Here is a 15,505-nt window from a genome sequence, read left to right as displayed (position 1 = left end):
CTCATCAAACCACTTCAGGCGCATTCTTATTGCGGGTTGGCACGGGTGCTGGAGAGCAACGACTTCAGGCTTGCCGCCTTCGGTTTGACCAGCCAGAACTTGCGCAGGTAGTCGTCGAGGTTTTCCAGCAGGTTGGTGCCCCACTCACTCGATGTTTCCTGGACGTACTCGGCGAGTACGCGCTGCAGGTGGCTACGATAAGCCTCCATCGATTCGTTGTTGATCCGCTGGATCTCCACCAGTTCGTGGTTTACGCGGTCGTAGAAGCTGTTGTCCAGGTCGAGCACGTAGGCGAAGCCGCCGGTCATGCCGGAACCGAAGTTGTAGCCGGTCTTGCCTAGCACGCAGACAAAGCCGCCGGTCATGTATTCGCAGCAATGGTCGCCCGTGCCTTCCACTACGGTATGGGCACCGGAGTTACGCACGGCGAAACGCTCGCCCGCGGTACCGGCGGCGAACAGCTTGCCGCCGGTGGCACCGTACAGGCAGGTGTTGCCGATGATGGCGCTGTCCTGGGTCTTGAACGGGCTGCCCTTAGGTGGGGTGATCACCAGCTTGCCGCCGGTCATGCCCTTGCCGACATAGTCGTTGGCGTCGCCTTCCAGGTACAGGTTCAAACCACCGGCGTTCCACACGCCGAAGCTCTGGCCCGCAGTGCCCTTGAAGCGGAAGGTGATCGGTGCCTTGGCCATGCCCTGGTTGCCATGCGCACGGGCAATTTCGCCGGAGACACGGGCACCAATGGAACGGTCGCAGTTGCAGATATCCAGCTCAAACTCGGCGCCGCTGGCGGCATCGATGGCCGACTTGGCCAGCTCGACCATCTTCTCGGCCAGCAGGCCTTGGTCGAATGGCGGGTTGCGGTCAACCAGGCAGAACTGCGGCTTGTCGGCCGGAATGTGGTCGCTGCCGAGCAGCGGCGTCAGGTCCAGATGCTCCTGCTTGGCGGTTTCGCCCGGCAGCATTTCCAGCAGATCGGTACGCCCGATCAACTCTTCCAGGCTGCGTACACCCAGCTTGGCCAGCCACTCGCGGGTTTCTTCGGCGACGTAGGTGAAGAAGTTCATCACCATTTCGACGGTGCCGATGAAATGATCCTTGCGCAGCTTGTCGTTCTGAGTCGCGACGCCGGTGGCGCAGTTGTTCAGGTGACAGATACGCAGGTATTTGCAGCCCAAGGCGATCATCGGCGCAGTACCGAAGCCGAAGCTCTCGGCCCCGAGAATGGCGGCCTTGATCACGTCCAGGCCGGTCTTCAGGCCGCCGTCGGTTTGCACCCGCACCTTGCCGCGCAGGTCGTTGCCGCGCAGGGTCTGGTGAGTTTCGGCCAGGCCTAGTTCCCACGGCGCGCCGGCGTACTTGATCGAGGTCAGCGGCGATGCACCGGTACCCCCGTCGTAACCGGAGATGGTGATCAGGTCGGCATAGGCCTTGGCCACACCGGCGGCGATGGTGCCGACCCCGGCTTCCGCGACCAGCTTGACCGACACCAGGGCGGCCGGGTTGACCTGCTTGAGGTCATAGATCAGCTGCGCCAGGTCTTCGATGGAGTAGATGTCGTGGTGCGGCGGTGGCGAAATCAGGGTCACGCCCGGCACTGCGTAACGCAGCTTGGCGATCAGACCGTTGACCTTGCCGCCGGGCAGTTGGCCGCCCTCACCGGGCTTGGCACCCTGGGCCACCTTGATCTGCAGCACTTCGGCGTTGACCAGATACTCAGGTGTGACACCGAAGCGGCCGGTGGCCACCTGCTTGATCTTCGAGCTGCGCACGGTGCCGTAACGGGCCGGGTCTTCACCGCCCTCACCGGAGTTGGAGCGCGCGCCCAGACGGTTCATCGCCTCGGCGATGGCTTCGTGAGCCTCGGGCGACAACGCGCCGAGGGAAATCCCGGCGGAGTCGAAGCGCTTGAGAATCTCGCCCAGCGGCTCGACCTGATCCAGCGCCAATGGCAGCTCGGCCAGCTTCAGTTGCAGCAGGTCGCGCAGCATCGACACCGGTCGGGTGTCGACCAGGGTGGTGTATTCCTTGAATTTCTCGTAGCTGCCCTGCTGCACGGCAGCCTGCAGGGTGCTGACCACATCCGGGTTGTAGGCGTGGTACTCGCCGCCGTAGACGAACTTGAGCAGGCCGCCCTGCTGGATCGACTTGCGCGCGTTCCAGGCCTCAAACGCCAGTAGCTTCTGCTCGTTTTCGATATCGACGAAGCGCGCGCCCTTGATGCGGCTGGCCACACCACGGAAGCACAGTTCGGTGACGTCATCGGCCAGGCCGACCGCTTCGAACAGCTGCGCACCGCGATAAGAAGCGACGGTGGAGATGCCCATCTTCGACAGGATCTTCAGCAGGCCCTTGGAGATGCCCTTGCGGTAGTGCTTGAACACTTCATACAGATCGCCGAGCACTTCGCCGGTACGAATCAGGTCGCCCAGCACTTCGTAGGCGAGGAACGGATAGACCGCCGAAGCGCCGAAGCCGAGCAGCACCGCATAGTGGTGCGGATCGCGGGCAGTGGCCGTCTCGACCAGGATGTTGCAGTCGCAACGCAGGCCTTTTTCGGTCAGGCGGTGGTGAATCGCACCGGTGACCAGGGCGGCGTGGGCCGGCAGCTTGCCCGGGGCGATATGCCGGTCAGACAGTACCAGCAGCACCTTGCCGGCGCGCACGGCTTCTTCGGCCTGATCGGCCATATTGCGCACGGCCGCTTCCAGACCGAGCGACTCGTCGTAGTTCATGTCGATCAGCTGGCGCTCGAAGCCCGGGCGATCCAGGTTCATCAAGGCGCGCCACTTGGCCGGAGAAATCACCGGGCTGCTGAGAATCACCCGCGCAGCGTGTTCTGGCGACTCGGTGAAGATATTGCGCTCGGCACCGAGGCAGATCTCCAGCGACATGACGATGGCTTCGCGCAGCGGGTCGATCGGCGGGTTGGTGACCTGGGCGAACTGCTGACGGAAGTAGTCGTACGGCGAGCGCACGCGCTGGCTGAGCACGGCCATCGGCGTGTCGTCACCCATGGAACCGACCGCTTCCTGGCCCTGTTCGCCGAGCGGACGCAGCACCTGGTCACGCTCTTCGAAGGTGACCTGGTACATCTTCATGTACTGCTTGAGCTGGTCCTGGTCGTAGAACGCCGAACCATGGTCGTTGTCTTCCATGGTCGCCTGAATACGGGTGGCGCTCTTGCGCATCCACTGCTTGTAGGGATGACGCGACTTCAGGCGGTTGTCGATATCGTCGCTGCCGAGGATCTGCCCGGTTTCGGTGTCCACCGCGAGAATCTGTCCCGGGCCGACGCGGCCCTTGGCCAAGACGTCCTCGGGTGCGTAGTTCCACACGCCGATTTCCGAGGCCAGGGTGATATAGCCATTCTTGGTGGTGACCCAACGCGCCGGACGCAGACCGTTACGGTCGAGCAGGCACACGGCATGGCGGCCATCGGTGAGTACCACACCGGCCGGACCATCCCAGGGCTCCATATGCATGGAGTTGTATTCGTAGAACGCACGCAGATCGGCGTCCATGGTTTCGACGTTCTGCCAGGCCGGCGGAATGATCATGCGCACGCCGCGGAACAGGTCGATGCCGCCGGTGACCATCAGCTCGAGCATGTTGTCCATGCTCGAGGAGTCGGAACCTACGCGGTTGACCAGCGGGCCGAGCTCTTCGAGATCGAAGATCTGGTCGTTGGCAAACTTCAGGCGACGCGCCTGCGCCCAGTTGCGGTTACCGGTGATGGTGTTGATTTCACCGTTGTGCGCGAGGAAGCGGAACGGCTGCGCCAGCGGCCACTTCGGCAGGGTGTTGGTGGAGAAGCGCTGATGGAACACGCAAATGGCGGTCTGCAGGCGCTCGTCACCCAGGTCCGGGTAGAACTGCTGCAGGTCGGCCGGCATCATCAGGCCTTTATAGATGATGGTCTTGTGCGAAAAGCTGCAGATGTAGTGATCGCTGTCGGCGGCATTGCTCACCGAGGAGCGACGACGGGCGCTGAACAGCTTGATCGCGAACTCCTGGTCGGACAGACCTTCGCCACCGATAAACACCTGCTCGATCTGCGGCAGACGCTCAAGGGCCAGGCGGCCGAGCACGCTGGTGTCGATCGGCACCTTGCGCCAGCCGACCAGGCTCAGGCCGGCGGCCAGGATCTCGCGATTCATATTCTCGCGGGCCGCTTCGGCTTTTACCGGGTCCTGATTAAAGAACACCATACCCACGGCGTACTGTTTGGGCAGCTCGACGGCAAAATGCTGCTGGGCCATGGCCCGCAGGAAAGCATCGGGTTTCTGGATCAGCAGACCACAACCGTCGCCGGTCTTGCCGTCGGCGTTGATCCCGCCGCGGTGGGTCATGCATGTCAGGGCTTCGATCGCTGTCTGCAGCAGGTGATGGCTAGCCTCACCCTGCATATGGGCGATCAGGCCGAAGCCGCAGTTATCCTTGAACTCATCAGGACGGTACAAACCTGCTTTCATAGGGACTCTCACCAGACGGCCTATTTCAAGGCAATTACTTTCTAATTCAACCACTTACCATGCGCGCAGGACTAAGCCCCAGCTTTGCGCAGGCGAAAGGGTGGTCATTGTACATACCCACCCAGATCGTCACAAATCTTAGTGACGAAGCAGTGAAAGCTTATGTCGCTAAAACGAAGGAATAGACCGAAAGGTCGTGTTAACGACCAGCCAGTCAGAACGGCACGCGACGCCTCGGCTAGCGCGCCTGAGCAATCTCCTGCTGAATACCGGCGAAGTTGCGCGGCCACGGCTTGCCGGCCTGCACCTTGACCGGCAAGCCGCGCAACGCCGCCTGCGCCGCATCACGGCTCGCAAAGCTGCCATAGGTCACCACATAGAGCGGCTGCCCCTGATGCTGCTTGCGGAAATAGCGGTACTCGGCTCCATGCTCACGAACAAAGGCCTGCGCACCACCCTCGGAGCGCGAACCCAGTATCTGCAGGGTAAAACGCGAACCGGCCTGCGTAGCGTACCAGCCACTCCCAGCCGCAGACTGCGCAGCGACCACAGGGGCAGCCGGCTTGGCGGGTGCCGGTACCGGAGCCGGAGCCGGCTTAACAGGCTCCGGCACCACCACGGGGGCCGCAACGGCTGCCGGCGTAGGCGTAATGGGAACGATAGGCGCAGGTGCGGGCAGGTCGACGACACTTTCGCCACCCGCACCATCACCCTCCTCCGCACCGCTCAAGCCCGCGGCCTGGGCCAGGGGCTGACGAATCACCGGCTGCGCCTCGCCCACCAGGGGCAAAGGCATCGGCTGACTGGCTCCTTCGAACTGAATGGAAGGTGCCGCCTTGTCCGGCACCACCGCCCCGGCTGCAGGCGCAGAAGTCGCCGCCTGATCGAGCGGCAGCTGCGCGATAACCGGCACATTCTCCTCAGCCGTCTCGCGCCCCTGCATCATCCAGGCCGCCAGCACCCCGAGGCTCACGACCAGCAAGGCCAACACATGCTTCTTCGGCAAATTCCAGGCAAAGCCTTTACGGCCAGCAGCCTGGCGGTCCGCCAGCATGGCCTCAATCAAGGTCTCGCGCGCCACCCGGTTAATCGCCCCTGGCCAGCCACCGGACTGCTCATGGATAGTGGCAACCTGCTCGTCCGAGAGGATCTCGATGCCCTGCCCGGCCCCATCCAGCCGCAGCGCCAGGTACTCACGCGTCTCGTCTTCGCTGTATGGCTGCAACTCGATGACATGAAAGCATTCTTCTCCGGCCGCCAGCTGCTCGAGACGCGAGAGAATCCCCGACTCGGCAAACAGAAACACATGGGGACGCCCCTCCGCATTGCCCGCAGCCAGACTCAGCAGACTGCTCAGCGCGGCATCGCTGAGGTCCTGCGCATCATCGACCAGCGCATAGACTTCCTGCCCGGTAAGCGCCAACTGGCCGACCTGAGCCAGAATCGAAGGCAGATCGCCACGCTGCACCTGCAAACCCTGGGCGAGCAGGCGCAGAATACTGGCAGGATCGGATGCACCCTTGGCGGAAACCACGACACTCTGCACCGCCTGCTTATTGGTACTGGCCACCAGTGCCTGACGCAGCAAGGTTTTGCCACCCCCCTCGGGACCACTGACCACCAGCAGCAGCTGGCTGTAGCGCGCCAGGTGGTGCAACTGCCCGAGAACCGGCTTGCGCTGCGCAGGATAGAACTTGAAACCCGGCACCCGCGCCGCAAAGGGATCGTGAGTGAAGTGGTAATGATCGAGAAACGCCTCGTCAGCATGCAAACTGGTCATGGTGCACTCATTAATTTTTAAGCCGATCCAGCTGCGCCGCATAGTCTGCGCGCAACGTGGCATTCAACACTTCTGGGGCAAACTCGGCGGTCACAACCGCCTCTCCCAGACCTCGCAACAAAACCAGGCGCAACTGGCCGTCCAGCACTTTCTTGTCGACGGCCATATGTTCCATAAAGTCCTCCGGGGTCATTTCCAGAGGCGGAACGACCGGCAGCCCGGCCACCACGAACAGGCGCACCGCACGATCGCGCTCGGCGGCGGAAATCCAGCCCAGACGCTCGGACATATCCAACGCCATCACGGTTCCGGCCGCCACGGCCTCGCCATGCAGCCAGGTGCCATAGCCTTGATGGGTCTCGATGGCATGGCCAAAGGTATGCCCCAGGTTCAAGGTGGCGCGCACGCCAGACTCACGCTCATCGGCCGCAACCACTCGCGCCTTGGCCGCACAGGAGCGGGCGATGGCAGCCGTCAGCGCCTCCTGGTCGAGGCCGCGCAATGCTGCCATATGCTCTTCCAGCCAGGATAGAAATGGCTCATCACAGATCAACCCATACTTGATCACCTCGGCCAGACCTGCGGACAGCTCGCGAGCCGGCAAGGTCGCCAGGCTGGCGGTATCGATCAGAACTGCCTGCGGCTGGTAAAACGCCCCCACCATATTCTTGCCCAGCGGATGATTGATCCCGGTCTTGCCGCCTACCGACGAATCGACCTGCGACAACAAGGTGGTAGGTACCTGAATAAAATTGACGCCGCGCTGGTAACAGGCTGCGGCAAAGCCGGCCATATCCCCGATCACACCACCACCCAGGGCGATGACGGTCGTGCGCCGATCATGCCGCGCGCCCAGCAATCCGTCGAACACCAGCTGCAGGGTTTCCCAGGTCTTGAAGGCCTCGCCATCCGGCAAGACCACAGACGTCACGCTATAGCCCGCCAGCGCCTGCTCTAGAGGCGCCAGATAAAGAGGGGCAACCGTTTCATTGGTGACAATGGCCACCTGCCGGCCAGCGATATGCGCCGCCAACAAATCCGTACGGCGCAGCAAGTCGCTCCCGATATAAATGGGGTAGGTACGCTCGCCGAGCTCGACATGAAGAGTTTGCATAAAGCCCCCAGATTGCAAAGGGCCCTAGGATAGCGCAGTTCAGCCTACGCTTTAACGGGGAGGAAGCGCTTCGATGCGCTCCAGTATCTCTTGAACGACCATACGGGGTGGGCGCTCATCGGTTTCCACTACCACATCTGCAATTTCGCGATAAAGGGGATCACGAATAGCCAGCAGATCGGCCAGCACTTTTCCAGGATTCGGCGAACGCAGCAAAGGTCGGTTGCGATCACGCGACGTGCGATCGACCTGCTGCTCGACCGACGCATGCAAATACACCACACGACCACCGCCGCGCAGCGCCGCACGATTCTCCGCGCGCATCACCGCGCCACCGCCGGTGGCCAGCACCATGCCATCCACCTCACACAACTCGGCAATCACAGCCTGCTCACGATCACGAAAACCCTGCTCACCCTCAACATCGAAGATCCAGGGAATATCCGCACCCGTGCGCTGCTCGATTTCCTTATCCGAGTCCTTGAACGGTAACCGCAGCTCTTTGGCAAGCAAACGCCCGATGGTGCTTTTACCAGCACCCATCGGGCCAACGAGAATCAAATTACGCACTTAATCAACGGCTCACCGCAACGGCTTGGTTGTTCATGATGCGTGGGGTGAGGAAAATCAGCAACTCGGATTTCGAGTCCCGTACGGTATCACGGCGAAACAGACGCCCCAAATAAGGGACATCGCCCAAGAACGGCACCTTATCCACACCTTTAGTTCGAGTATTAGAGAACACACCACCAATCACAATGGTCTCACCATCGGCGACCAGCACCTTGGCATTGACTTCATTCTTGTTAATCGGGGGCACGCCATTGAGCGAGTTCGCGAAATCCGGAGCATCCTTGGTGACCTTGACCTCCATGATGATACGGTTATCTGGCGTAATTTGCGGAGTGACCTCCAAAGACAGCGCAGCCTCTTTAAAAGAAGTAGAGGTTGCCCCGCTGGAACTGGCCTCTTGATAAGGAATTTCCGCACCTTTGAGTATCTTCGCGGTCTCTTTATCCGAGGTCACCACTTTCGGCTGGGAGACCACCTCGCCATTACCCGTCTTTTCCATGGCACTTAGCTGGAGGTCAAGAATTGCATTATTGGTGATAAGGCCAATACCAATACCGGAACTACTGTTGATAGCCCCCATATCGACAAACGGGACAGGACTCCCGCCGCCCTCAGTCACAGGAAGAGTACAGTTACCCGCAAAAGGGCCACAGCTCAGGCCATCTTCATCCTCAATACCGATGTTGCCATCCTTACCCCAGCTGCGCCAATTGCCTGACCGAACCGCACCGCCCCAACGCACCCCGAGACTCTTGTCAAAATCAACACTGGCCTCAACGATTCGCGCCTCGATCATCACCTGACGAACCGCCACATCCAACTGCGCAACAATACGACGCAGCTCATCCAGGCGATCCTGAGTCTGGTAGGCGATAATACTGTTGGTCCGGTCATCGACTGTGATCGACCCGCGCTCATCACCAGCGCCGTCGGCACTGGTGACCGACTGGAACAACTTGGCCATATCGGAGGCCTTGGCATAATTGACCTGAATCAGTTCGCGACGCAGCGGAGCCAGCTCGGCAATCTGCTTCTGCGACTCCAACTCCTGCCGCTCACGCGCGGCAATTTCATCCGCCGGCGCGACCAACAACACGTTGCCGATTTTGCGCTTATCCAGCCCCTTGGTTTTCAGCACCAAATCCAGGGCCTGATCCCAGGGCACATTCTGCAGGCGCAACGTAATATTGCCGGCAACCGTATCGCTGGCCACCAGATTCAAATCGGTAAAGTCGGCAATCAGCTGCAGCACCGAACGAACGTCGATATCCTGAAAATTCAGCGAAAGCTTCTCACCGGTATAGGCAAACCGCTCAGCCTTCCTCGCCTCGACATCATCCTGAGTCAGAGGTTTGATACTCAGGGTCAGCTTGTTATCGGTCTGGTACGCCAGGTAGTCATAGAGCCCCGTAGGCTCGATAACGATACTGGCCTTGTCGGCCGAACCGCTGGCGCTGACAAACTGTACCGGCGTGGCAAAATCCTTCACATCCAGACGTACGCGCAGGGGCTCAGGGAGCTGGGTCTTGGCAAAATCCAGACGAATCTTGCCGCCCTGATCCTGAATATCAGGGCTCACCGAAGCATCCGACAAGGTAATGACGACATTGCCCTCACCCTGATCGCCGCGCTGGAAATCGATATTGCTGATTGCCCGACCTTGCGGAGCATAAACCTTGGCCGGCGCAGCGGTAGCAACGGGGGCAGACTGCACAGCGGCGGTCGCCGTACGCGCACCCTCGCCTACAACCACATAGAGATGATTACCTTCAACACGGGTGCTGTAAGGAGCCAGATTGGTCAAATTGATGATCAACCGAGTACGGTCCTTGGCCTCTACGACAGTAACGCTTCGCGCATTGCCCACGCCCAACTCACGATTCTTTGCACCCAGCTTGTTGGAAACGCCCGGCAAATCCAGAGCGATACGCGCTGGCTGCTCGATGGTATAGCCACGCGGGGCCAATACCGGCTCATCGAAAGTCAACTTCAGCTCGACCTTATCGCCAGGCAACGCCGCAACATCAAGCTTTTGCAGATCCGCCGCCAAGAGCGATGGCGACAACAACCCTGCTAACAGGGAAAGACCTAAACGCGAAAGGGAGCTGTTCATTATCAGGTTCCGTTGGGCAGACCGGTTATTTTTCTTCATATTCACTCCGCTCTTATTAAGAGCGCTCCTTAAGGGAGAGGCTGCGCGGTCGTTCCAGCCAGCCACCTTCACCATCTGGAACGATTTCAACCACATCGATTTTCGACTCATCAATGGCCAGAATGCGCCCATGATTACGCCCCAAGTAGTCACCCACCTTGACCCGATGGACACCACCGGCACCGCTGACCAAGGCAAATACACCGCCGTCATTTGCGAGCGTGCCGACCATTTGAAAGACCTCTATATTAAAGTCTTCAAGAAATTGCTTAGGTCGTAATTCATCGGGTTTTACATCCTGCGAACCCTTCTGCCGCCGAGTCATATCTATTTTTACAGGTGGCTGAAAAGGGCTACGCAGTGAAGCCGCAGCATAAGTAAAACTCTCATAGGGCTGAAATGTTGGCAGTGGCTCAATAGCACCTTTGGGACGCGCACGCACCTCATCCATATAGACCTGAAGATCGGAGAAATCATGACTTGCGCCACAGCCACTCAACCCCAGCGCAGCACAGAAGAACAACAAATTCGAGAACTTCATTTTTCCAGCCCCTTATCATTGTAGCGATAAGTCTTGGCCAAGATACTCATACGCAAGGTCGAACTGCTGTCCGCAGCGGATGGCAATAACTCAAAGTCATGCAGCGTCACAATACGCGGCAAGCTCGCAACGCCACTAACAAAAGTCGCCAGATCGTGATAACTACCAACCACTTTGATTTGAATCGGCAACTCAATATAAAACTGCTGAGCCACCTCGGGCAGCAACTTGATCTCTTCGAATTCCAAGCCACTGCCCAACCCGGTCCGGGTTATATCTTCCAGCAGCCCCGGAACTTCGGTATCACTGGGCAACTGCTTGAGCATGGAACCAAAGGAAACTTCCATTTCCGCCATCTGCTCTTTGTAGGCTTCAAGGTTGGCAGCCTGGAAAGCCTTGGCAGAAAATTGCTCCTTTAGTGAGACCTCCTCCGCCTGCCTACGCTCAAGATTTTCCTGCAATTCCTTCAGATGAAAGTTATACCCCAGGGCCAGAACAACTATCAGCAGGAGCAGACTGGCAATAAATTTTATTGCCGCAGGCCACGAGCCAACGTTATTAAAATCCAGCTCACTCAGGTTTATTTGACGCAGACCTTCCAACGAATCATTCAGGCTCATTACTTGACCTCCTGCGCATCAAGCGCTGGCTGCGTCTGCTGCACACTCAGCTTGAACACGTTAGCCTGATCCACAGCTCCAGCCGTGACCGACTTGACCTCGGTCAGGTTCGGTTGAGTCAGCCATTCCGACGCATCAAGATTGCGCATCAAGCTGGAAACCCGATTATTCGACTCTGCCGCACCGACGATGGCGATATCTTTGGCCGTCATTTTAACGCCACTAAAATAGACACCATCGGGAAGAGTCCGAACCAGCTGGTCGAATACGCGGCCGATAATAGGCCTGTTGCCCTGAAGATCCTGAATGATCTTCATCCGCTCCAAGAGCTGCTGGCGACGGGTCTTCAGCTCGCTGATTTCCTTGATGCGCGCATCCAGCACGGCAATTTCCTTGCGCACAAATTCATTGCGGGCGTCCTGCTGCTCAATTGCGCCGCTCAGATACTGGTCGCCAAGGAAGACTACGCCGGCAGCGACCACAAGAACGCCGGCCAGCGTGACCAGAAAGCGCTGCTTGCGCTCTTCACGCAGTTGCTCGCGCCACGGGAGAAGGTTAATCCGCGCCATTAGTCGAAACTCCTCATTGCCAGACCACAGGCGATCATCAATGCCGGCGCATCACTGGCCAGGGCACCCGCATTGACCTTGCCGCTCAGCGCCATATCGGCAAAGGGGTTGGCCACCAGGGTCTGCGTGCCAATCTTTTGCTGGATCAGGCGATCGAGGTCGGGAATGGAAGCCGTGCCGCCGGCGAGCAGGATGTAATCGACATCATTGAACTGGCCCGCGGCAAAGAAAAACTGCAAGGAACGCGCGACCTGCTGGACTACAGCCTCTTTGAACGGCTGCAAAACTTCGCTGTCGTAGTCATCCGGGAGACCGCCTTGTTTTTTTGCAAGACCGGCTTCCTCCACCGACAGGCCATAGCGACGCTGAATCTCTTCGGTAAGCTGCTTGCCGCCAAACAACTGCTCGCGGGTGTAGATGGTCCGCCCGTTGTGCAGAACGCTGAGGGTGGTCATGGTCGCGCCAATATCGACCACGGCTACGGTCAGCTCATCGCGACCGCCGCCCATTTGCTCGACGAGCAAGCCATAGGCACGCTCCAAGGCATAGGCTTCGACGTCTACCACTCTGGCTGTCAGCCCGGCCAGCGCCAGGGCGGCTTCGCGCACCTCGACATTCTCCTTGCGACACGCCGCCAGCAGCACTTCGACGCGATCCGCATTGCGCGGGGATGGCCCCTGCACTTCGAAGTCGATCGCCACCTCTTCAAGCGGGTAGGGAATATATTGGTCGGCTTCGATCGTCAGCTGATTTTCCAGCTCGTCGTCGGAAAGCCCGGCCTCCATCTCGATGGTTTTGGTAATCACCGCAGAACCCGCGACGGCCACAGCGACCGTTTTCACGCCGCTTTTGGCTTTCGCCAGGACGCGTGAAAGGGCCTGCCCGACGCCCTCGAGCTCGGCGATGTTTTTCTCGACCACAGCATTGGGCGGGAGCGGCTCGACAGCGTAAGCCTCTACCTTGTAGCGGCTTCCTGAGCGACTCAATTCGAGGAGCTTGACGGAGGTCGAACTGATATCGATCCCGAGTAGCGTATTCGCTTTCTTATTGAAGAGCCCTAGCACGACCGATTTCCTATTGGCATCCGCGACTTACGGACTATTTATGTTTTTTCACATTAAATAACAGTCTTGACAGAAGCGCAAATGGCTACCCGGCAAAAAAACCGCTTATAATGTGATCAGTTTTTCTCTTTTAACCTTGAGTTTCGCTTAACTCGTTCTTTTATCTGGAAATCCAAAAATCTTGATGCGTCTTCTGCGATTTTTCTGCTGGTCTTGCGTCGCTGCTTTTTGTGGCCTGCTACTCAGTTTCAGCGGCGCGTTTCTTTATCTTAGCCCTAGCCTTCCCTCCGTCGAATCGTTACGCAGTATCCAGCTGCAGATTCCTCTGCGGGTATACAGCAGTGACGCCAAGCTGATCGCCGAATTCGGCGAAATGCGCCGCTCCCCCATTGCTTTCGCCGATATACCCGAGGATTTCATCAGCGCCTTGCTGGCGGCCGAAGACGATAATTTTGCCAATCATTATGGCGTCGACCTGACCAGCCTGATGCGCGCTGCAACGCAAATTCTGAAAAGCGGTCAGATCCAGAGTGGCGGCAGCACCATCACCATGCAGGTGGCGAAGAATTTCTTCCTCACCAGCGAGCGCAGCTTCTCGCGCAAGATCAATGAAATTCTCCTGGCCCTGCAGATAGAGCGAGAGCTGAGCAAGAACGAAATCCTCGAGCTCTACGTCAACAAGATCTACCTGGGCAACCGCGCCTACGGCATCGAGGCGGCGTCCCACGTCTATTACGGCAAACCCATTCGCGAAATCAGCCTGGCGCAAATGGCCATGATTGCCGGCCTGCCCAAAGCCCCGTCGCGCTTCAACCCCCTGGTCAATCCGTCGCGCTCCATGGAGCGGCGCGACTGGATTCTCGGGCGCATGTACAGCCTCGGGCGCATCGATCAACAGCGCTATGAAGAGGCGCTGGCCGAACCCATCAATGCCAGCTACCACGTCCCAAGGCCCGAACTGGATGCACCCTACGTGGCGGAAATGGCCCGCGCCGAGATGGTCGGCCGCTACGGCAGCGATGCCTATACCGAAGGCTTCAACGTTACCACCACGGTGCCCAGCGACCTGCAACAGGCCGCCAACCACGCCGTCCGCGAAGGGCTGATCGACTACGATCAACGCCACGGCTATCGCGGACCGGAAAACCGCCTGCCGGGCATGCCTCGGGAAAGCTGGCTGACTGCGCTGAACAAGCTCAGCGCCCTGGGTGGCCTCGAGCCGGCAATTGTGACCGCGGTCGAGAACAGCGGCATCCTCGTACTGACCCGTTCCGGCGAAGAAACGGCAGTGGCCTGGGACAGCATGAAATGGGCACGCCCCTTCCTCCATACCAACAGCATCGGCCCGCGCCCCCAGCGCCCAGAAGACGTTGTGCAGGTCGGCGACCTGATTCGCGTGCAACGCCAGGCAGACAACAGCCTGCGCTTCGTGCAACTGCCCGCCGTGCAAAGCGCACTGGTATCCCTCGATCCACACGACGGGGCCATCCGCGCACTGGTTGGCGGCTTCTCCTTCGAGCAGAGCAACTACAACCGCGCCGCCCAAGCCAAACGCCAGCCAGGCTCCAGCTTCAAGCCATTTGTCTACAGTGCCGCACTGGATAAAGGCTATACCGCCGCCACCCTGGTCAACGATGCGCCTATCGTCTTTGCCGACGATGCCTTGGCGCAGGTATGGCGGCCGAAGAATGACAACAATACCTTCCTCGGCCCGATCCGCCTGCGCGAAGCCTTGTACCGCTCACGCAACCTGGTTTCCATTCGCTTACTGCAAGATCTCGGCATCGACAGCACCCTGCGCTATATCGAACGCTTCGGTTTCGAGAAGAAGGACCTCCCGCCCAACCTCTCCCTGGCCCTGGGTACGGCGAGCCTGACCCCTATGGAAATCGCCGAAGGCTGGAGCGTGTTCGCCAGCGGCGGCTATAAAACCGAGCCCTACCTGATCGAGCGCATAGAAGATCGCGCCGGGCAGCTATTGTTTGTTGCCAACCCGGCACAAACCCCCGACAGCGCGGACAAGGACGCCCAGCAGGCCGACGGACTGCAAGTCACTAACCAGGCCGAGCCCATCATCGCCGAACGGATCATCGACGAGCGCACCGCCTATATCATGACCAGCATGCTCCAGGATGTGATCAAGCGCGGTACAGGACGCCGCGCCCTGGCACTCGGCCGCAACGACCTTGCAGGCAAGACCGGCACCACCAACGAATCCAAAGACAGCTGGTTCTCGGGCTACAACGCCGACTACATCACCACCGTCTGGGCCGGCTTCGACCAGCCCGAAAGCCTCGGCCGCAACGAATATGGCGGCACCGTAGCCCTGCCCATCTGGATGAACTACATGGCGGCGGCACTGAAAGACAGGCCCAGCCATCTGCCGGTGGAACCCGAAGGCATGCTGACCCTGCGCATCGACCCGCACAGCGGCCGCATCGCCAGCCCGGGCACACAGGACGCCTACTACGAGCTGTTCAAGAGCGAAGACTCGCCGCCCTCCATGGGCGAGTTCGAGATGGGCCTGGGCATTCCCGGCAGCCCGCTACCGGCTGACGAAGCGGCCCCCTTCGATTTGTTCTAGCCTCTGCGCCCACCCTGCCCAACGGCCTACGCC

General features: G+C 59.5%; 10 protein-coding genes. 1 reads left to right on the top strand and 9 read right to left on the bottom strand.

What is annotated here, in order from left to right:
- Window positions 1–26 precede the first annotated feature (26 nt).
- The 9 genes from gltB to AACY13_RS01675 all read right to left on the bottom strand — a co-directional run bounded on the left by gltB (window position 27) and on the right by AACY13_RS01675 (window position 12,888).
- A complete protein-coding gene (gltB, locus tag AACY13_RS01715; protein WP_339458792.1) occupies window positions 27–4,475 on the bottom strand; it encodes a glutamate synthase large subunit in 4,449 nt (1,482 codons plus the stop codon).
- 238 nt (window positions 4,476–4,713) lie between these two features.
- Window positions 4,714–6,255 (bottom strand): SPOR domain-containing protein, encoded by a 1,542-nt coding sequence (locus AACY13_RS01710; protein WP_339458789.1) that lies wholly within the window; start codon window positions 6,253–6,255, stop codon window positions 4,714–4,716.
- Between the two features lie 10 nt (window positions 6,256–6,265).
- The gene (gene aroB, locus AACY13_RS01705) at window positions 6,266–7,369 is read right to left on the bottom strand and encodes a 3-dehydroquinate synthase (protein ID WP_339458788.1); all 1,104 of its coding nucleotides are present in this window, start codon (window positions 7,367–7,369) and stop codon (window positions 6,266–6,268) included.
- A 51-nt stretch (window positions 7,370–7,420) separates the two neighbouring features.
- A complete protein-coding gene (gene aroK, locus AACY13_RS01700) occupies window positions 7,421–7,939 on the bottom strand; it encodes a shikimate kinase AroK (RefSeq protein WP_339458786.1) in 519 nt (172 codons plus the stop codon).
- A 4-nt stretch (window positions 7,940–7,943) separates the two neighbouring features.
- On the bottom strand, window positions 7,944–10,055 hold the full coding sequence (gene pilQ / locus AACY13_RS01695) for a type IV pilus secretin PilQ (RefSeq protein WP_339458784.1): 2,112 nt from the start codon (window positions 10,053–10,055) through the stop codon (window positions 7,944–7,946).
- 55 nt (window positions 10,056–10,110) lie between these two features.
- On the bottom strand, window positions 10,111–10,635 hold the full coding sequence (gene pilP / locus AACY13_RS01690) for a type 4a pilus biogenesis lipoprotein PilP (RefSeq protein WP_339458782.1): 525 nt from the start codon (window positions 10,633–10,635) through the stop codon (window positions 10,111–10,113).
- Window positions 10,632–11,255, bottom strand: coding sequence for a type 4a pilus biogenesis protein PilO (pilO, locus tag AACY13_RS01685; protein WP_339458781.1), 624 nt, complete (start codon window positions 11,253–11,255; stop codon window positions 10,632–10,634). Before pilO ends, pilP begins: the two co-directional genes overlap by 4 nt.
- Window positions 11,255–11,824 (bottom strand): PilN domain-containing protein, encoded by a 570-nt coding sequence (locus tag AACY13_RS01680; protein ID WP_339458779.1) that lies wholly within the window; start codon window positions 11,822–11,824, stop codon window positions 11,255–11,257. Before AACY13_RS01680 ends, pilO begins: the two co-directional genes overlap by 1 nt.
- A complete protein-coding gene (locus AACY13_RS01675; protein ID WP_339458777.1) occupies window positions 11,824–12,888 on the bottom strand; it encodes a pilus assembly protein PilM in 1,065 nt (354 codons plus the stop codon). Before AACY13_RS01675 ends, AACY13_RS01680 begins: the two co-directional genes overlap by 1 nt.
- 184 nt (window positions 12,889–13,072) lie before the next feature.
- Here AACY13_RS01675 and AACY13_RS01670 point away from each other — a divergent pair, with 184 nt between their 5' ends.
- Window positions 13,073–15,472, top strand: a complete 2,400-nt coding sequence (locus AACY13_RS01670; protein WP_445262513.1) for a penicillin-binding protein 1A — start codon at window positions 13,073–13,075, stop codon at window positions 15,470–15,472.
- The last annotated feature ends 33 nt before the right edge of the window (window positions 15,473–15,505 follow it).

It is taken from the genome of Pseudomonas sp. EA_105y_Pfl2_R69 (assembly GCF_963970915.1).
Classification (GTDB): Bacteria; Pseudomonadota; Gammaproteobacteria; order Pseudomonadales; family Pseudomonadaceae; genus Aquipseudomonas.
This window is presented reverse-complemented; position numbering and strand designations above follow the sequence as displayed.

Excerpts from the sequence above, each read along its gene's own strand:
- AACY13_RS01710 (WP_339458789.1), bottom strand. The coding sequence starts at position 6,255 with ATGACCAGTTTGCATGCTGACGAGGCGTTTCTCGATCATTACCACTTC.
- pilP (WP_339458782.1), bottom strand. The coding sequence starts at position 10,635 with ATGAAGTTCTCGAATTTGTTGTTCTTCTGTGCTGCGCTGGGGTTGAGT.
- AACY13_RS01670 (WP_445262513.1), top strand. The coding sequence starts at position 13,073 with ATGCGTCTTCTGCGATTTTTCTGCTGGTCTTGCGTCGCTGCTTTTTGT.
- aroB (WP_339458788.1), bottom strand. The coding sequence starts at position 7,369 with ATGCAAACTCTTCATGTCGAGCTCGGCGAGCGTACCTACCCCATTTAT.
- pilO (WP_339458781.1), bottom strand. The coding sequence starts at position 11,255 with ATGAGCCTGAATGATTCGTTGGAAGGTCTGCGTCAAATAAACCTGAGT.
- AACY13_RS01680 (WP_339458779.1), bottom strand. The coding sequence starts at position 11,824 with ATGGCGCGGATTAACCTTCTCCCGTGGCGCGAGCAACTGCGTGAAGAG.
- pilQ (WP_339458784.1), bottom strand. The coding sequence starts at position 10,055 with ATGAACAGCTCCCTTTCGCGTTTAGGTCTTTCCCTGTTAGCAGGGTTG.
- gltB (WP_339458792.1), bottom strand. The coding sequence starts at position 4,475 with ATGAAAGCAGGTTTGTACCGTCCTGATGAGTTCAAGGATAACTGCGGC.